Consider the following 18,804-nt stretch of genomic DNA (forward strand, 5'->3'; position numbering starts at 1 on the left):
AGTTGCTGCTGGCCTTATTGCTTATACATTCCAACCTAAAAAACCGAGCTTGAATCTACGGGATAATGAGATCGCTATTTTTAAGCGAAGCTGAGGTTAATTACCTAAAAAATAAAATCCTACATTTTCTCGTAATACTGTTTGAGTGCAGTCTATGATAGAAATTTGTGACTAGTTGAGAGCATAAAGCCCAGGTATCGAGTTATATGTTATTTAACGTCAAAGCTATACTTGAATCATTTGAGTCATGACAGGTGGTGACAGATGTTAAAGAAAATGGCCGTTGCATTACTGTTGTTTCCGGGTTACTTACTGGCAGATACCGGAGTTTATACCATTGCTGATGGTAAGCTCGATATCCGTAATGGTAATTATTCCTGTTATTTGTACCCGGCATACATATTCAGGGAGCCCAAAAACCACAAAAAATTTCCTCCCGGGTATTTTCCTAAAGTCATGATGAAGGTGAGGGCGGAAGCAAACGGAAAATACATAGGTGTTAGTCTCTATCCTAATATGCCACCGAGAGTAAAACCTGAAGGAGCATGGGGTTATTTTGGTGCTAAGGTGGAGCTTGGTTCAAGAGACAATAAAGAGGTTATTTATGATTCCGTTAAGGACAACATAAATTTTTCCTATCTGGTAGGCACTAAACAGTCAGGAGTGGTAGCTACTTTGAGTAGTAATGATCCTTTTAGTCCGGTGAATGCTGTATTGGGAAGATGTACGAGAGTCGGTAATTAAACAATTACTATTATGTCGTTTTAAAGGTGAAGGCTCTAAAGGTGGGACATTATGATGAATCTGGACGATGACCAAAAAGACAAAATACTCTACATCCGGCGTGCTGATATGCCTGATATCGATATTCTTACCAGAATCGATCCAGTTGCTCTGTATGATAATCGCCGGTTAGATCAAATTAAAAATTGGGTCAAGAGTCAATTTTGCTATTTGGTAAAGTTAGATAGTGAAGTAGTTGCTTATGGTGTACTGCATTATAATTTTTTTGATTATGCTTTTATTGAGATGCTGGTGGTTGGAGAAAGAAACAGAAGGGAAGGCGTTGGCTTACAACTTATCAACTACCTAAAATCAATTTGTTCTTGTCCAAAATTATTCACATCTACGAACCAATCTAATAAATCGATGCAATCATTATTAAACAAGGCGGGCTTTAGGAAAAGTGGTTATATAGAAAACCTTGATGAAGATGATCCCGAGTTAGTATTTTTTTATAAAATAAATTGATGCTCAAAGAATAAATATTCTATCAATTTTATTTTCTATATATCCAAAAAATATTCTGATAAATGTGGCTTGACCTAAAGTTAGGTTAAGGTTTTAGAGTGTACGTGCTTTTTAGTAAAAAATATAAAAACTTTAAAATAAATTATGGAGAATATAATGATCCCAAGGTCATCAATATTAAGAGTAGCCAGGCCAACTGATAATCTTAAAGAAATTACAGATATGTATGTTAATGGATTGGGGTTTAAGCTATTAGGTGCGTTTCAGGGGCATAATAACTTTGATGGTTCAATCATTGGGCATGAAAAACACAGCTATCATTTGGAATTTACGCATCATCAAGGAACTGTTGTTGGAAGAGTACCAACAAAAGATAATCTGCTAGTTTTTTACTTTAGTGAAAATAGTGTTTGGGAACAATGCTGTGAGCGTATGATAAATGCAGGTTTTAAGGTGGTTCAATCATATAATGACTATTGGGATGTGGTGGGAAAAACCTTTGAAGATATAGATGGTTATAGAGTAGTTCTACAAAATAGAGAATGGACTGCTTAAGGGATTTATTAATTTCAATATGTGGTTAAAAGCATAAAGTTATGTTTTTGATCACATGTTGGAATTATTATTTGATATTGGTTTTAAATTATTGAGTGTGAATTAAATAAATCACTGGTAATCTGATCCATATTTAGAGTATGATGCCTAACTTCAATTTTATATATTGACTAATCTACATTAACGACTGAAAGGAGAAAATATAATGACGACAGTAACAATGACTCTTTTCGGGCCAGTCTGTAGCTAATTACTAAGATTTTTACATCTGGTATTGCTTTGGCTAGGACAGCCTGAACCATAACTCTTATTATTTTTATCGATCATAGGATTGATCTATGGGCAATACATTATATTCGGCTGCACCACAATCGCATATCCAGATTATTGCAGCAGAAAATACCTGGCTGGAAGGTAAGGCCATCCAGCAACTCGAAACAACAGCACAACTTCCTGATATGGTACGTGTGGTCGGTTTGCCTGACCTGCATCCGGGTAGAGGTTATCCGGTTGGCGCGGCATTTTTCTCACAGTCACGTTTTTATCCTGCACTCATCGGCAATGATATTGGGTGTGGTATGGCGTTGTGGAAAACAGATTTAGTGCTGAATAAATGGTCGTTAGATAAACTGGAGAAAAAACTCGGTTCTATCGATAATCCTTTGGAAGAAGATGAACTGCCAGAGGATATGGCCGAATATTTTTGCTATTTACCGGGGACGATTGGTGGTGGTAATCACTTTGCTGAATTGCAGCAAATAGATGAAATTTATCAGCCTGAACTTCTTGAAACATGGCAACTTAATAAACAAGAGCTTTTATTGTTGGTACACAGCGGTTCACGCGGGATGGGGCAAATGATCCTTGAACAGCATGTTCGCCAGTATGGGCATAAAGGGTTGGAGGCGTCCAGTGTACAGGCGCAGCATTATCTTCAGCAACACCAACAAGCTCTCGATTATGCTCACCTTAACCGTCAGTTAATTGCTGAACGGATGCTGGGGCGCTGGCGAGCTGAAGGGCGCTGTTTACTGGATGTTTCACACAATTTGCTCACCTCCAGTGTTATTGACGGAATTGATGGCTGGCTACATCGCAAAGGTGCAACACCTTCTGATCAGGGATTGGTCGTTATTCCGGGTTCTCGAGGGGACTATAGCTATTTAGTGAAACCGGTAGCAACTGAACAAAGTCTTTTTTCTCTTGCTCATGGTGCTGGTCGTAAATGGGGACGTAATGAGTGTAAATCACGTTTAGCCGGGCGTTATAATGCACAACAACTTTCGCGTACCGCATTGGGCAGTCGTGTGGTTTGTCTGGATAATCAGCTGATTTTTCAGGAAGCGCCAGAAGCCTATAAGCCTATTAGTGGCGTAATGGATGCTATGGTACAAACAGGTTTGGTAAAATTGGTAGCACGGCTTAAGCCTGTATTGACTTACAAGACCAGAAAAAACCAAGAGTAATTCCATAAATCCTTTTGTACTGTTTTGCCCTGGAGCCTTGAACTAAATATACTCAATGAATTCCAGAATAAGTTGCCGCAATAAAAGTGCACTCCAGAAGCATAACTGACGATACCGCTGCGAATAAAGTGGTAATTTGCAAGAGTACTAGTATATGCGGAGCGGCGAATCTTCGTCGCTCCGCATTTAATTAGCGAGCATGTTGGGATAAAACATGCTTTATCTGAACCTTACAATCTTTAACTGATTTAGCCAGCGTTTCATCAAAATGGTGGTTGCTCGGAAATTTTGGCTTATGTTCTCTGACTTCAGCAACAGTTTGTTTAATTGTTGCAATAAATTCATTTTTATTAGACTGGATTTCTTTCAGGGTTAACCCTTTCTTATGTAAAGCATTTAATGCATTTTGCGCTATCACATCTGGCGAGTCATGAGTTTTAAATGCCTCTACGGAAGCTTTGCCAAACACATCACAATAGGTTTCAGCAATTTTGTCCTGATTTGTATGTGCGGCATAAGAGAAGAACGAGAGCGGTAGCAAAAAAAATGATAATAAAAGACGTTTCATAGATTCCCCTTTATCAAGCTATACCGTGGTATACCCATCGCCTTTCAGGTTGCTTTTTATTGGCTATGCTCACCCCGATTATATAGTAAGCCATGTTTTCGGAGGGAATAACTTGCTTTCCTCCGCGATGCAACTCGAAATCCATTGGGTATGGTGGTGATAACATTAACAATAGTACATTATCTATCGTTTGCCTTACATTTTATGGGCATTGAATAACTGATTCAGGTGTTATCACTGTTCCTGCTTTAAGCATTGCTCTTTCTTACAATGATTACGAAGTAATCTAATAATATTATTCGTACTATTAGTATTGATGCGGGTCAGTAATTTGACATCCTTATCGGTAATCTTGAGAGCATCTACTTCAAGGTAATTCCCTGAGCCTGCGGTGAGTTTAGAGATAATGAGTTCTTTATTCCCGTCACCATCAATATCAGCAAATGTTGTTCTTGGTTTTCCGTCATCTTCAAATATTGAGCCATTGCGGGAAAAAACGGCACCAGTGGTGAATTCTGTTAGCTCTTTATCCTGGAAAACAGCAATGGAATAACTACCTATGGATGCACTTTCCAGATCACCGACTGAAATAACTGCAAATTTTTTATCAGGTAAATTAATCAATACACCATCTTTGGCAAAGGCTGGAGATGATAATAATAAGGTAAGCAGTGTTGCGAGTACGGAAAATTTTATTTTTTTAACTATAAGCATCGACAATACTCCATTGGTTAATGTGTTGCTTCAAAGTAAAAATAGCAGAAGCTGATAGGCGAATTTATATCGTAGCATGGATTTTTAAAGACGATAGTGTTGGGTAGAAAAGTAAAAATCAAGCAGATTATGTCGGATAAACAGGCGCCAAGTGCATGCAGACTTAACTATAATCATTATTATTTTTTATGTTTAATTGGTTGTTTGAAAAATATGATTATAGATATAAATTAACCGAAAACATTCCATGATGTAAGATGGATTTTGATAGAGTTAATAAAATTTCTTCGGCAAGAATAGCCTGTGATTATATAAATAACCACATTTATATCATCCATTGATTATTTATAGTTTGAAAATAACGGGAGTGAAGACTCCCGTTTTATTAATTTTGATATAAACAGGGGGCTAAGTACTATTTTTTTCAATTTTTTCTACAATCTTGTTGTACTCTTTCCAGATAACAGACAGCGGCGAATTTAAACAGCAAATTGAGATAGAACCGCCTGTTGCTGGATGGTACTCGTATTTAGATTTTCCCCTATATACCCGTTTTGGCAGTATGTTATCCGCTGGATTTTTTCTTTTTCTTTCTAACATCAATCATAACCTCACTAGCAGATTATCTGATGGCCAGATAGTGGAATATTAATATCTTGCTAACCTATTGTTTTTATTTCTTATGTAAAAAATAACAAGTGAAAATCTTAATATGAAATGGTGGCTTTTTCCAATTATCACAGCATTAAAATTTAATAATCTCATTTGAAGAAAGATATTGCTATATGTTTTCTTAAATTTAAGAGATTTCAACATTAAATTTTGTCGTTATTTTAGTGTTTTTAATGAATGTAATTATTGTTGTGTTGAGAGATTAACTACATTAATAGGTTGTAAAATAAACAATTAATTTTCTATCGATTAGACATGCGGGCAGTGATTAAAAGAAGCTTTTATAAGCGTTTTATATTTAATTCCTTTTGGAAAAGTTGATTTTTGTTTGCTATTTGTTTCTTTTTTGTATCCTGATTGTTTCGTAAGATGTTCATCTTAAATACAGATGATATAAACAAAACAGACCATTTATTCGTCATTAAGTATGATTGACAGGGCTAAAATAGGGCCGTTCGCATGAATGTAACTTAGTGCAAATGTTCATAAACGCTAAAGTAAATGTAAAAATTTCATTAAAAGTTACCCATTGAAATAGATATTGTGTTACATTCTTTTCGTTTTACTGGCTAGTATCTCTGTGTCTCATTCGCAGAATTGTGTTACTTGTTAATAATAAAGGATATTAAGCACAATAAATTTTAGACGGATACTGATTATGGTCAGCTAATGTTTGCTAATAGTAAGGGGAAAATATCTTGACGGATCTGATTAACTTCATTAACAACATTCTTTGGGACTACGTATTAATATACTTGCTTCTTGGGGTTGGCCTTTACTTCACTATACGATTTGGTTTTATACAACTTCGCCATTTTGGCCACATGTTTTCAGTCCTGAAACACAGCAAGAAATCAGATAAATCCGGCATCTCATCTTTTCAGGCTTTATGTACTAGCCTTGCGGCGCGCGTAGGGACCGGGAATCTTGCCGGAGTTGCGATTGCACTGACTGCTGGCGGTCCTGGGGCTATTTTCTGGATGTGGGTTGTTGCATTTATTGGTATGGCAACTTCCTTCGTGGAAAGCACGCTTGCTCAGTTGTACAAGACGAAAGACGATCAGGGAAATTATCGTGGTGGCCCAGCCTACTACATGGAGAAAGGGTTGAAGAAGCGGTGGATGGGTGTATTGTTTTCATTCTTCCTTATTATCGCGTTTGGTCTTGTATTTAATGCCGTTCAGGCAAACTCAATTGCACAAGCAGCTTCTTTTGCCTTCGATATCAATCCATTATATGTGGGTATTGTATTAGTCATTATTAGTGGTGTGATTATTTTTGGCGGTTTGCGCTCAATCGCGCGGGTTGCTGAATTAGTTGTTCCATTTATGGCGGGTGCATATTTAATTCTGGCATTCTGGGTTGTAGGTCACAACATTGAACGTATTCCGGAAGTATTTGCATTAATCTTTAAGAGTGCTTTTGGTCTTCAGGAAGCTGTGGCAGGAGCATTGGGTTATGGTATTTCCCAGGCGATGCTTCAGGGCGTCCAGCGTGGTTTGTTCTCGAATGAAGCGGGAATGGGGTCTGCACCAAACGCAGCGGCTTCTGCTTCTCCATATCCGCCACATCCGGCCTCTCAGGGGTATGTGCAGATGTTGGGGGTATTTATGGATACGATCGTTATCTGTAGTGCTACAGCAGTCATTATTCTTTCTTCAGGCATCCTTAATGAGAATGTTACTGCTATCAGCGGAATTGAATTGACGCAACGTGCGCTATCCTCCGCGGTTGGTCATTGGGGAACAACTTTCGTTGCCATTGCAATTTTCTTCTTTGCCTTTACATCAATTATTGCTAACTATGCTTATGCTGAAAGTAATATGATATTCCTCGAACGTAACCATACTGCTGGTTTATTCATTTTACGTATTGCAGCATTAGCCATGGTGATGTTCGGTACAATGGCGGAAGTGCCTTTAGTCTGGAATATGGCAAACGTATCCATGGCCTGTATGGCTATTGTGAACCTGATAGCTATTTTCTTGTTATCAGGCATTGCGCTGAAATTGGCTAAAGACTATAACCAGCAGAGAAAAGCAGGGCAGTTACCAACATTTGATATTAATATGTATCCGGAACTCCAAAAGCAGATTGAAGAAGGCATTTGGGATAATGAGCCGGCTCAGAAGAATCAAAAACGTAATAGCTGAAATTAAGACCAATATTCATTATTAGTAAAATAAAATGGATAAACATATTAGCCGGATATTCCAGATTCAAATGGAAGTCCGGCTTTTATGTTATTGTAAAAATGGTATAACGCATAGCATTCCAGCCGATAAAAAGACAGCATCTATTCTAGTTTCATCTACTATATAGTGACATTATTCAATTTTTCTTCTGTTATTGTATAAATATGATGAGAAAAATCTTAGTAGGTGTGTTTATTACGCTATTGATTGGTTGTAGTCGGCAATCCCCATTGGAAGAAAGGAATGATTATCTTATTGATCATTTTTATTCGTATTCGACAAAAAAGAATATTGAATCAGTTAAGTTTTTGGTTATACATTATACGGCCTTGAATGAGAAGCGTTCTTTACGGGCTCTGACTGGCGGTAATGTCAGTGTCCAGTATTTGATTCCCGCTCATCCCAAATATAAAAATAATGAACCGATTATTTTTCAATTATCTTCTGAGGGAGAAAAAGCCTGGCACGCTGGCAGAAGTGAGTGGAGGGGATATAAAAATTTAAATAATTATTCTATCGGCATAGAAATAGTTAATTGTGGATTTAAAAAATACTTTCTTAAAAAAGAGTGGTGTGAATATCATCCAACACAAATAGATGCCTTGATCCGACTGACAAAAGATATTATCCGTAGGCATAAAATTGAAGCTGTAAATGTGGTTGGTCATAGTGATATCGCCCCACTTCGGAAAGAAGATCCCGGGCCTGTTTTTCCATGGCATACTCTTTATGAAGAAGGGATCGGGGCCTGGCCTGATGTTGATACGGTAAGTAAATATTTAGCTGACAGAGCGCCAGATACGCCTGTTCCCGTTATCAGAATACAAAAAGCACTGGCTGTTTATGGGTATTCTATTCCTCAGACAGGCTATCTGGATGTGCATACGCATAAAACGATCCGGGCATTTCAGATGCATTTTCGTCCATCAGATATTCAGGGTTATCCCGATGCAGAAACGGAAGCGATAGCATTAGCCTTAGTTGAAAAGTATAAATTAAATGAAAACTAATCTCGTTACGGTACTAAGGAAGATGGTTGAGAAGTTAGTAAAGTAGCGGCCTGATATTGACGTCAGGCCGCATAATTTATCTTATGATTAGCAATTGTAAGACAGGTGTAATGGAAGTTTAACTTCAAGCTCTATATCTGTACTTTGACGAAAATCGTAAGGTGTAATGCCATATTCTTTACGGAACATATAAGTAAAGTGGGATTGAGAGCCGAAGCCGAAATCCAGCGCAATATCAAAAATGGGTTGGGAACTGTTCTTCAGAAGATGTACAGCACCAGCCAGCCGACGTTGACGTATGTATTTACCCAGTGAGATCCCGGTGACTTCCTTGAATATTTTCTGCATGTGCCAAAGCGAATAGCCAGAGTAAGCAGCAAGTTCTTCAAGATGGATGACACGACCAAGGTGGTTTTCTATCCATTTACTCAGTGCGCATACAAGTGCTAAGTGATTATCCTGTGGCATTACAATTATAAATTGGTTAAAGGTGATGGGAAGTATACACAACTTCTTTTCAAGATTTTAGTTTTATACATAATCGACAATCGAGAGTTAATTTTGCTCTTATCGGGCCTGAATATGCATTACAATCACAAAGGGATGAAGAGTGAATTAGTATGCGTTTCCGGTATTTATTCTTTGTGAATGATGTTTTAATATTCATCTGATTTGAATGAGTAGACTAAATATTGAGTCAAAATCAGAGTCTGACACGATAGCAATTAGTGTCAGAGTAGTTTGGGTATGATAGATCGCGCAAAAATTGAAGGAATCTAAGGTTTCTTCAGCCAGTTCAGGTCCAAAACGACAAATAAAATAGTTTAAACAGGTTCTATACCCAATGGATTTCGGGCTGCATTGCAGCGGTGAGTAAACTAAGCCAACACAGAAATGGCCTGAAAGACGACGGATATAATTATCGAAATAAGAGGACTAGATGACGGGGCATATACAACAGTCGACGCTTAAGCGTGGTTTAAAGAACAGGCATATTCAGCTTATTGCACTCGGTGGCTCAGTAGGGACAGGGTTATTTTTGGGAATTGCCCAAACGATAAAAATGGCCGGGCCTTCAGTGCTTCTTGGGTATGCTATTAGTGGTTTTATTGCATTCCTGATAATGCGCCAGTTGGGGGAAATGGTTGTTGCAGAGCCAGTAGCAGGTTCTTTTAGCCACTTTGCTTATAAATATTGGGGTAATTTTGCTGGTTTTCTATCCGGTTGGAATTACTGGGTTATGTTTATACTGGTTGGAATGGCGGAGCTCACAGCTGTCGGTATGTATATTCAATACTGGTGGCCTGAAATCCCAACGTGGGCTTCAGCAGCAATATTCTTTGTGGTGATTAATTCTGTCAATTTAATTAATGTCCGGCTCTATGGGGAGGCAGAATTCTGGTTCTCTATGATTAAAGTCGGAGCTATTATCGGCATGATCCTCTTCGGTTCTTACTTACTCATTAGTGGAACAGGAGGGCCGCAGGCCAGCGTAAGCAATTTATGGCAGTATGGCGGTTTCATGCCTAATGGTGCTGCGGGTCTGATCACAGCAATGGCCGTAATTATGTTTTCATTCGGTGGATTGGAAACCGTAGGAATTACGGCGGCAGAAGCTGAAAATCCAGAAAAAAATATCCCGAAGGCAACTAATCAGGTTGTGTATCGTATTTTACTGTTTTATATCGGTTCGTTGTTCATTCTGTTGTCTCTTTACCCGTGGGTAAAAGTTGTTGAGGGTGGAAGCCCATTCGTTCTGATTTTCCATAATTTGGATAGCTTTTGGGTTGCTAATGCCTTGAATGTTGTCGTGCTGACTGCAGCGCTGTCGGTTTATAATAGCGGCGTTTATTGTAACAGCCGAATGTTATACGGCTTGGCTAAGCAGGGGAATGCACCACGTATTCTGACCAAAGTGAATAAGCGCGGTGTTCCGGTTTTATCAATTGCATTGTCAGCTTTGGCGACATCGATAGGTGTATTAATTAACTATATTATGCCGGGTAAGGCATTTGAGCTTTTGATGGCATTGGTAGTGACAACCTTAGTTATTAATTGGATTATGATTTGTGTGTCACACCTGAAATTTCGGGCTGCAAAGGATGCCGAAGGGGTTAAAACAAGTTTCAGAGCATTCTGGTATCCATTTGGTAATTTCCTGTGTCTGATATTTCTGGCTTGTATTCTTATTATTATCCTGACGATACCTGATATACGTATATCTGTTATCCTCATGCCATTCTGGATTGGAGCATTGTGGGTTGGTTATTTATTTTCCAGATCCAATAAAGCAAAGACATAACTTGATAGTTTTAAAATGAGTATACTTTATCAGCCGGGCATATGCCCGGCTGATTTTTTTATAATGAATCTAATTTTATTAATCCCTGATAACAAAATTTTATTACATGAGAAAACTATGTGAAAATTTAAACTACAAAAATTGCATATAAAATGAATGTTATCCATTTTTCTCCATAACATGTTTGCACTGAACTAATATCCGTGTAATAGGCTGCTTAAAGCTCAGTTCTTCTTGGGCTATAAACATGAAGTCAGCTTCTGACATATTTAAATAATAAAGGACGTCTATAAATTGAATAAAAGGGAATTCAACTGAACAATCTTTAATAAAGGATATACAAAATATAAAACAGCTGAATTTGGAGCAGTCATATTACACTCTCAGGTGTTAACAAATATACTCCATTCTTTTATCGCTTCTTCAATAAAGTTTAAAAGTTATAACTCTCTGCTGTATCTCTTAATAAGCGTGATAAACAGAATTATATATCAAAAAAATCAAAATACTTTCCAAGGGTTAAAATTCTATTTCTTTTTTAATTCATGGTGTTATGTAATATAAATACTTCTGGTTGACGTTAAATAAAAAGCAGATATTAATAATTTGAAATATGTGCTTTAGCTCGTGCCGCTGAAAAAAATGGCTTGCGATTATATAAAGAGTATGTGATAAAACACATGGGTAAACGAAGTACTATTTCTGTTAATGAATAGCAGCAATGAATACGGGTTCGTTTCTTTTTAATGCCAATCGGCTAATAAAGTGATTCAAAGGAAATTTTTGAAATGGCAAAAATCACTGGTACTGTGAAGTGGTTCAACGAGTCTAAAGGTTTTGGTTTTATTACTCCAGCTGATGGCAGCAAAGATGTATTTGTACATTTTTCTGCAATTATGAAAGATGGATTTAAAACATTGTCTGAAGGCCAACAAGTTGAGTTTGAAATTCAGGATGGTCCTAAAGGTCCAGCTGCTGCAAACGTGACAACTTTATAGTAATAAAAAGTAATTAAAAGTAATAAATTTATTTTTGCTGGTATTTTCATTGCCAGCTGAATATATATCGTTAATCTGTTTCATTATTTAACGATAACATATTGCAAATATCACTCTATTGGGATACTAATAGAGTGATTTTTATTTTGGCTCGGGGCGTTCTTAATTGAACTGAGAAGTACCCGTATTACCTGATCTGGATAATGCCAGCGTAGGGAAGTCTCGGTATATCCCATATCCGACAGATCTTGAAAGGCAACTTGAAAGAGAGTGGGTATTTTGATTGCCGCTTTTCCTGAGCTGGTCGCAGGAATCATCATCATGTCAATTCATTCATTGACCATTGCAGGAACTGATCCTAGCGGTGGTGCCGGCATTCAAGCCGATTTGAAAACCTTTTCTGCACTTGGCGTTTATGGCACAACTGTGATTACCGCCCTCGTTGCGCAAAATACCACTGGAGTGCAAGCAGTTTACGATATTGACCCCAGTTTCCTTGCTACTCAACTTGAGTCTGTGCTTTCAGATGTCAGGATAGACAGTATTAAAATTGGTATGTTATCGAATGTTGCTAATGTAAAAGTTGTCGCGGAAATGCTGCAACGTTACCCAGTTCCTTATACTGTACTGGATACAGTGATGCTGGCGAAGAGTGGAGATCCGTTACTGTCGGAAGAAGCTGCCACAGTTATGACAGAGTTACTACTACCTGTTGTTTCTTTAATTACTCCCAATTTACCTGAAGCGGCAGCACTGTTGAAATGTTCTTCTGCGGAAACAGAAGATGAAATGTTGCAACAAGGGCGAAAATTATTATCAATGGGTTGTCAGGCAATTCTGTTGAAAGGGGGGCATCTGGCTGACGGAGAAAGTCCTGACTGGTTGTTTACGCCTGAAGGAGAATGGCGTTTTACTGCTTCCAGAGTTAATACCCACAATACACATGGCACGGGTTGTACTTTGTCGGCGGCTCTTGCTGCATTACGACCACGTTATGAAGATTGGCAGAGTACAGTGCCAGTTGCAAAAGCTTATTTACAAAATGCCTTAGTGCAGGCAGATAAATTAGACGTGGGAAAAGGGATAGGGCCGGTACATCATTTCCATCAATGGTGGTAGTTACTGACCGTGAAAATGGGGATATAGCTATCCCCATATCTAATTTCTTTATTATTCAATTAATTATCCTGATTTTATCAGGCTATAGTGACGCTTTTGTCGAGGTAGACATCCTGTACTGAGTGGATCAGGGCAACGCCTTCTTTCATTGACTTCTTAAATGCCTTGCGCCCAAGAATTAACCCCATGCCTCCAGCGCGTTTGTTGATGACCGCAGTACGGACTGAATCACTCAAATCATTGGCACCAGAAGCTCCGCCGGAATTGATTAGGCCGGCACGCCCCATGTAACAGTTAGCCAACTGATAGCGAACTAAATCGATAGGGTGTTCTGTTGTTAATTCAGTATAGACACGTTTATCTGTGTGCCCGAAACCAATAGCAGTATAACCGCCATTAGTTTCCGCCATTTTTTGCTTAACAATATCAGCACCGATAGTGGCTGCCAGATGGTTTGCCTGACCGGTTAAATCGGCACTTGTATGGTAATCAACGCCATCTTTTTTGAAGGCAGAATTACGTAAATATGCCCACAGTACTGTGACCATTCCTAATTCATGAGCACGTTCGAAAGCAGCAGAAATTTCTTCTATCTGGCGGCGTGACTCATGAGAACCATAATAAATCGTTGCACCAACTGCAACTGCACCCATGTTAAATGCCTGTTCAACGCTGGCATATAAAGTCTGATCATATTCAGCGGGGTAGGTCAGAGTTTCATTGTGATTCAGTTTCACCAGAAATGGAATTTTATGGGCATAGCGGCGGGAAACAGATGCCAGAACACCATAAGTCGAAGCAACGCAGTTACATCCTGCTTCAATTGCTAATTCAACAATATTTTTGGGGTCAAAATAGAGCGGATTTGCTGCAAAAGAGGCACTGGCTGAATGTTCAACTCCCTGATCAACCGGCAGAATCGAAAGATAACCAGTTCCTGCCAGACGCCCATGATTAAATAAAGTTTGCATTGAGCGCAATACCGCGTTTGGCCGATTGTTTTCGATCATTACACGATCAACAAAATCTGCACCCGGAATGTAGAGATTTTCACGTGGAATAGTGGAACATTGATGCTGCAATAAACTTTCTGCGTCTTTTCCTAACAACTTCACGATATCAGTCATGTTTAACTCCAGTTTGCAAAAGGCGCTACTGATTGTTGTTTATATTTGCATGGAGTACAAGGTGAGCAGGAAGGGAAGATGTAGTGGATCGCTTCAGTTGAGATTATACCCGTCGTCTTTCAAGTTGCCTCTTTGTTGGTTGTACTCATTTCCAGTCATCCAATGGCCTGGATTCATTCCCTTGTCGCTGCGATGTAACTTGGAACCATTGGGTATATTTTTCATAGTTAATGTTATGTTTATTAAAATTTAATTATTTCCCTCCTGTCATGCATGTGTATAGTGAGATAATATCAATCGACTCTGTTGGAAATAACTATCTCAAGGTGTTTTTCTAAAAATTCCTTCAGTATGTTGAATAAATATGAGTGATATTTATTCAAACCGATTTTTTTATTTACAATTAATTTTGTAATGGGTAGTGAGATAATTATTATTGACTGGATAAACTCAATAACTAGTAATTCAGTTAATGATTTTTTCTTGCTGATATTACTGATGATTTTTTGAATTTTAAAATTTTCAGGAAAAGAAAAGGCTAGCCCAAGGGAGATTGAGCTAGCCAAGGAGGTGGTTCCTAGTCTTACAGTGAAACTTTTTTAGTTCTTCATTTTTCAGAATGGATGATACGAGAAATAAAATAGTATTGATGTGATCTGTTTCTAAAAAAATGGAACTATTTCTGTAAAATTCATACTGAATTATTTTTTAGGAACTGTATTTGTATGAGGTGCTCGGGTATTACCCGATTTCAGATTACGGATAAGCAGCGCGTAATTCAGTTCAATTTCTTCAGGAACAGGCAAGTAAACAATATGACCGTCACCCGGAGCAACTTCGACAACCTGATTTTTTTTGTTTGTCATTGATGCCAGTACAAAGTTGATATTGCCTGCTGGCGTCATAATTTCAAGATTGTCACCAACGAGGAACTTATTTTTTACTGCTACTTCAGCCAGCCCGTTGATCCGATTGCCGGTAAATTCTCCGACAAATTGTTGCGTCTCTGATACTGAATAACCATATTCATAGGTTTGATAGGCATCATGAGTATGGCGACGCAAAAAGCCTTCGGTATAACCACGATGAGCTAATCCTTCCAGCGTGCTCATTAAGGTTGGATCAAACGGTTTACCGGCAACGGCATCATCGATGGCACGGCGGTATACCTGAGCTGTACGGGCACAATAGTAGAAAGATTTAGTGCGGCCTTCTATTTTCAGCGAATGTACGCCCATGCCAGTCAGACGATCTACATGCTCCACTGCCCGCAAATCTTTGGAGTTCATGATATAAGTGCCATGTTCATCTTCAAATGCGCTCATATATTCCCCCGGACGTTTGGCTTCTTCTATCATGAATACCTTATCCGTCGGATTTCCCTGTCCTAGTGTCGGCTCAATATTTTTAACCGGAATAGGGTCATGGGTATGAACGATATTGCCTGTATCATCTTCTTTGCCTTCCTGCACATTGTATTCCCAGCGGCAGGCATTCGTGCAGGTTCCCTGATTAGGATCGCGTTTATTGATATAGCCCGATAGTAAACAGCGGCCTGAATAAGCCATACAAAGTGCGCCATGTACGAAAACTTCCAGCTCCATTTCAGGCACCTGCTGGCGGATTTCTGCAATTTCTTCCAGTGAAAGCTCACGTGAGAGAATCACCCGCGTTAAGCCCATTTGTTTCCAGAATTTCACCGTTGCCCAGTTAACTGCATTTGCCTGTACGGAAAGGTGGATATCCATTTCAGGAAAGGCTTCTCTCACCATCATAATTAAACCGGGATCGGACATAATTAGTGCATCTGGCCCCATTTCAACCACAGGCTTCAAGTCGCGGATAAAGGTTTTCAGTTTTGCATTGTGTGGGGCAATATTGACAACGACATAAAAACGTTTGCCTAATTCATGGGCTTCTTTAATCCCCTGAGCCAGTGTTTCATGGTTAAATTCGTTGTTACGAACACGCAGGCTGTAACGGGGCTGCCCGGCATAGATAGCATCTGCGCCATAAGCAAAGGCATAACGCATGTTTTTCAGGGAGCCGGCGGGTGAAAGTAATTCTGGAGTAAACATATTATTAGCGTTCTCAGTCTGAGTTCAAATCAGACCTTACCCTATATCATTACTAAAGGTAAGGTTAAAGAGGGGATTTTAGCTCTTATACCTTTTATCTTTCAAGATCGTCTTACAAGGTACATATCATAGATACAGAGGAAATAGATATGGGGAATGGATATTCTGACAAAAACGCGCCGCGGATGCGGCGCTATTAACGAGCTACAACTAACTTCCTTTGGTCAAGTCCCGTATTTTATCTGTTACCCCGGTTTTCATCACAGACTGCATTCCTTTTTTCATTGTTGTTTCATCACCATAAGATTCACTAATACCAATAATCTGGTGATTTCTGGCTTTCAGGACAAAATATGTTTTGCCAGATTTATTTTTCCTCACTTCATGACGGGTTTTATCCGGAGAGTTGACTTGCACCGAGTGGATACCTTTATTGGCGGCAGCCTTAGTGGTGTACATCTCACTGCTGAGAATAATGTCACCATTTGCTGCTACCAGATTGAAGTAAAATTGCCCGTTCTTCGCTTTCTTAAGATCATAGTGACCAATAGCCATAAGAAATTCTCCTGATTGGGTAATTATCAGATTAAGTTTAGCCTGAAATTTATGCAGGTGAATTTTTTTAATAATAGTAGGTAACTTACATCAGGCGGCAAATTTCTGCTTCCCAGCGATATCCCAACCCGTAAATTGAGCGAATGAAAGATTTATCTTCATCCAGCTGTTCTAATTTTCTGCGTAGATTTTTTATATGGCTATCAATTGTTCGATCATTCACAATACGATGATCGTTATAGAGATTATTCAACAGTTGATCACGGGAAAAAACACGTCCGGGCTGACTGGATATGATTTTAAGTAACCGGAATTCAACTGGAGTCAGATCCAGCACCCGTTCAAGGTAGCGAGCCTGAAAATGGTTTTCATCAATCGTCAGTGCTCCCTGTTCGCTGACGATATCCTGCGGACGATAGCAGCGGCGTAAAATAGTTTTCACTCTGGCAATGACTTCGCGTGGGCTATAAGGCTTACAGACGTAATCATCCGCACCAATTTCCAGCCCCAGCAGCCGATCAATTTCTTCAGTTTTAGCCGTCATCATCACAATGGGGATATCTGAAAATTTACGAATTTCCCGACAGACAGATAACCCATCAAGGCCGGGTAACATCAGGTCGAGCAGAATAATATCAGGCTGGTGTTGCTGGACATGAGCAACCACCTCATCACCGCGCACCAACCATTGTGTTTGATAATTTGCAGTTTGTAGATAATCAACCAGTAACTGCCCCAGCTTAGGTTCATCTTCAACGATCAGAACGGTATATTGTGCACTCATTATTTCAATATCTTATTTGGTGTTTTCTGTTCAGAAAATTTGAACAAGGGTAATTCTACGTGAATCTGAATACCACCTAAAGGTGATATTTCAGCATAAATAAGACCATTGTGCGCTTCAATAATGTTGTAGCAGATTGCCAGACCTAAACCAGAGCCTCCACTGGCTCGATTGCGGGAAGATTCGCAACGGTAGAAACGTTCAAAAATACGCTGACATTGTTCAGAAGTAAGACCGGGAGCACTATCTTGCCAGTTTAAAACCCATTTTTGCTGGCTCACATATCCGTGGATAAGCACTGTTCCGTGATCAGAAGTATAGCGAAGGCTATTTTCCAGCAAATTATGAAATAGCTGAGTTAATCGCTTAGGGTCTGCAAATACTATTGTGTTTTGCGGTAAATATAACTCCAGCGCAATTTGTTTATCGGCAAAACGTCCACGATAGGCAGCGGCAGCGATTTGCAGGAGCTTATTGACATTAACCCTTTCTTTTCGATAAGTCAGAGAACCGCGATCCGTCAGGGATAGCAAATGTAAATCATCCACTAATTTTGTCAGAATGGTAACTTCTGTCAGTAACGACTGGATAGTTTCTGCTGTCGGCTGACGGACCCCATCCTGTAAGGCTTCCAGCTCACCACGCAGAATAGAGAGTGGAGTGCGTAATTCATGGGAGATATCTGCCATATAATCCCGGCGCATTTGTTCATTCTTTTCCAGCGTGCAGGCAAGGTGATTAAAATCTGATGCTAATTGCCCGATTTCATCCTGATCGGATGATGCAACACGCACGCTGAAATCACCGGAAGCCAGTTTATGAGTGCCTTCCACCAGCCGCTTGACCGGTTTCAAGAAAATGCGGGATAAAACGAAAGTTGCAATCAGAGCCAGCATAGTAGAGAAACCAGCGATAATCCAACTGGTCAGCTGTTGCTGCTGAGCAAAACGAATATCAGCCTGACGGGTAATTTTGTCCGAAGTACTGACAATAACCCAACCGACCACTTTATTCTGGTAATTTACCGGAACGCGGTAAGTTTCTTCCGACATATTGTCAGAATGACCCACTAACCGGTGCATATGGCTGTCAACTACCCAGAACTGGGAGCGCCAAGCACGGGGAGACAGTTCTTGCCGATTATCACTGTTTTGTTCGATATTTTGGATAATTTTAAAGATGGCCCGATCATTTTGAGTCAGGAAATCCCAGTTACCATATTGCTGATATTGTTCTGTTAATGCTTCGGCCAGCATTCTGGCACGTAGCTGGCTGTTCTGCTGAATATAACCGATGAATCCATACTGGAAACTCAGGCGAATGCCCCAGTGCATTGTCACTAATACCAGCATACAGGTAGCAAAAATAGCCAAAAACAGTTTGCCGCTGATCCCGGCTTTTATCCGCAAT

The 18,804-nt window shown here is 39.4% G+C and carries 18 protein-coding genes, 1 pseudogene and 1 riboswitch; of the genes and pseudogenes, 10 read left to right on the top strand and 9 right to left on the bottom strand.

Annotation, left to right across the window (positions count from 1 at the left end):
• From Xsto_RS22815 to Xsto_RS04545, 5 genes and pseudogenes are all read left to right on the top strand, one after another.
• Positions 1 to 94, top strand: a pseudogene (locus Xsto_RS22815) (IS982 family transposase); the annotation flags it as partial.
• Between the two features lie 170 nt (positions 95 to 264).
• Positions 265 to 744 (top strand): hypothetical protein, encoded by a 480-nt coding sequence (locus Xsto_RS04530; RefSeq protein ID WP_099124211.1) that lies wholly within the window; start codon positions 265 to 267, stop codon positions 742 to 744.
• A 51-nt stretch (positions 745 to 795) separates the two neighbouring features.
• Entirely contained in the window at positions 796 to 1,251 is a 456-nt protein-coding gene (locus Xsto_RS04535; RefSeq protein WP_244590336.1) for a GNAT family N-acetyltransferase, read from the top strand.
• A 156-nt stretch (positions 1,252 to 1,407) separates the two neighbouring features.
• On the top strand, positions 1,408 to 1,806 hold the full coding sequence (locus tag Xsto_RS04540) for a VOC family protein (protein ID WP_099124212.1): 399 nt from the start codon (positions 1,408 to 1,410) through the stop codon (positions 1,804 to 1,806).
• Positions 1,807 to 2,144: 338 nt separating this feature from the next.
• A complete protein-coding gene (locus Xsto_RS04545) occupies positions 2,145 to 3,272 on the top strand; it encodes an RNA ligase RtcB family protein (protein WP_099124213.1) in 1,128 nt (375 codons plus the stop codon).
• Positions 3,273 to 3,462: 190 nt separating this feature from the next.
• On the opposite strand, the gene Xsto_RS04550 is transcribed toward Xsto_RS04545, so the two are convergent.
• A complete protein-coding gene (locus Xsto_RS04550; RefSeq protein WP_099110857.1) occupies positions 3,463 to 3,840 on the bottom strand; it encodes a hypothetical protein in 378 nt (125 codons plus the stop codon).
• A 234-nt stretch (positions 3,841 to 4,074) separates the two neighbouring features.
• Entirely contained in the window at positions 4,075 to 4,554 is a 480-nt protein-coding gene (locus tag Xsto_RS04555) for a PliI family lysozyme inhibitor of I-type lysozyme (RefSeq protein ID WP_099124214.1), read from the bottom strand.
• A 1,370-nt stretch (positions 4,555 to 5,924) separates the two neighbouring features.
• On the opposite strand from Xsto_RS04555, the gene Xsto_RS04565 reads away from it, so the two are divergent.
• Positions 5,925 to 7,379 carry an alanine/glycine:cation symporter family protein gene (locus tag Xsto_RS04565; protein ID WP_099124215.1) on the top strand — a complete coding sequence of 485 codons (1,455 nt, stop codon included), beginning with the start codon at positions 5,925 to 5,927 and terminating at the stop codon, positions 7,377 to 7,379.
• A 209-nt stretch (positions 7,380 to 7,588) separates the two neighbouring features.
• A complete protein-coding gene (locus Xsto_RS04570; protein ID WP_211284286.1) occupies positions 7,589 to 8,431 on the top strand; it encodes an N-acetylmuramoyl-L-alanine amidase in 843 nt (280 codons plus the stop codon).
• 87 nt (positions 8,432 to 8,518) lie between these two features.
• On the opposite strand, the gene Xsto_RS04575 is transcribed toward Xsto_RS04570, so the two are convergent.
• Positions 8,519 to 8,899, bottom strand: coding sequence for a helix-turn-helix domain-containing protein (locus tag Xsto_RS04575; protein WP_099110862.1), 381 nt, complete (start codon positions 8,897 to 8,899; stop codon positions 8,519 to 8,521).
• 472 nt (positions 8,900 to 9,371) lie between these two features.
• Between Xsto_RS04575 and Xsto_RS04580 the strand changes: the two genes are divergently transcribed.
• The 3 genes from Xsto_RS04580 (at position 9,372) to thiD (ending at position 12,850) form a co-directional block, all read left to right on the top strand.
• Positions 9,372 to 10,733: an amino acid permease gene (locus Xsto_RS04580; RefSeq protein WP_099124217.1), complete on the top strand. Its 1,362-nt coding sequence runs from the start codon at positions 9,372 to 9,374 to the stop codon at positions 10,731 to 10,733.
• A 788-nt stretch (positions 10,734 to 11,521) separates the two neighbouring features.
• Entirely contained in the window at positions 11,522 to 11,731 is a 210-nt protein-coding gene (gene cspE, locus Xsto_RS04585; RefSeq protein WP_038269841.1) for a transcription antiterminator/RNA stability regulator CspE, read from the top strand.
• Positions 11,732 to 11,873: 142 nt separating this feature from the next.
• Positions 11,874 to 11,966: riboswitch (TPP riboswitch) on the top strand.
• A gap of 86 nt (positions 11,967 to 12,052) precedes the next feature.
• Positions 12,053 to 12,850 carry a bifunctional hydroxymethylpyrimidine kinase/phosphomethylpyrimidine kinase gene (gene thiD / locus Xsto_RS04590; RefSeq protein ID WP_099124282.1) on the top strand — a complete coding sequence of 266 codons (798 nt, stop codon included), beginning with the start codon at positions 12,053 to 12,055 and terminating at the stop codon, positions 12,848 to 12,850.
• 77 nt (positions 12,851 to 12,927) lie between these two features.
• Here thiD and fbaB read toward each other — a convergent pair whose 3' ends face one another.
• From fbaB to baeS, 6 genes are all read right to left on the bottom strand, one after another.
• Positions 12,928 to 13,977 carry a class I fructose-bisphosphate aldolase gene (gene fbaB / locus Xsto_RS04595; RefSeq protein ID WP_099110864.1) on the bottom strand — a complete coding sequence of 350 codons (1,050 nt, stop codon included), beginning with the start codon at positions 13,975 to 13,977 and terminating at the stop codon, positions 12,928 to 12,930.
• 293 nt (positions 13,978 to 14,270) lie between these two features.
• Positions 14,271 to 14,543 (bottom strand): hypothetical protein, encoded by a 273-nt coding sequence (locus Xsto_RS04600; protein WP_099110865.1) that lies wholly within the window; start codon positions 14,541 to 14,543, stop codon positions 14,271 to 14,273.
• Positions 14,544 to 14,678: 135 nt separating this feature from the next.
• Entirely contained in the window at positions 14,679 to 16,055 is a 1,377-nt protein-coding gene (gene trhP / locus Xsto_RS04605; RefSeq protein WP_099124218.1) for a prephenate-dependent tRNA uridine(34) hydroxylase TrhP, read from the bottom strand.
• 210 nt (positions 16,056 to 16,265) lie between these two features.
• Complete coding sequence (locus tag Xsto_RS04610) at positions 16,266 to 16,610, bottom strand: YegP family protein (protein ID WP_099110867.1); 345 nt, start codon at positions 16,608 to 16,610, stop codon at positions 16,266 to 16,268.
• A gap of 85 nt (positions 16,611 to 16,695) precedes the next feature.
• A complete protein-coding gene (gene baeR, locus Xsto_RS04615; protein ID WP_099110868.1) occupies positions 16,696 to 17,394 on the bottom strand; it encodes an envelope stress response regulator BaeR in 699 nt (232 codons plus the stop codon).
• The gene (baeS, locus tag Xsto_RS04620; RefSeq protein WP_099124283.1) at positions 17,394 to 18,797 is read right to left on the bottom strand and encodes an envelope stress sensor histidine kinase BaeS; all 1,404 of its coding nucleotides are present in this window, start codon (positions 18,795 to 18,797) and stop codon (positions 17,394 to 17,396) included. The genes baeR and baeS overlap by 1 nt, the downstream gene beginning before the upstream one ends.
• Positions 18,798 to 18,804 lie beyond the last annotated feature (7 nt).

The organism is Xenorhabdus stockiae (assembly GCF_002632825.1).
Lineage (GTDB): Bacteria > Pseudomonadota > Gammaproteobacteria > Enterobacterales > Enterobacteriaceae > Xenorhabdus > Xenorhabdus stockiae.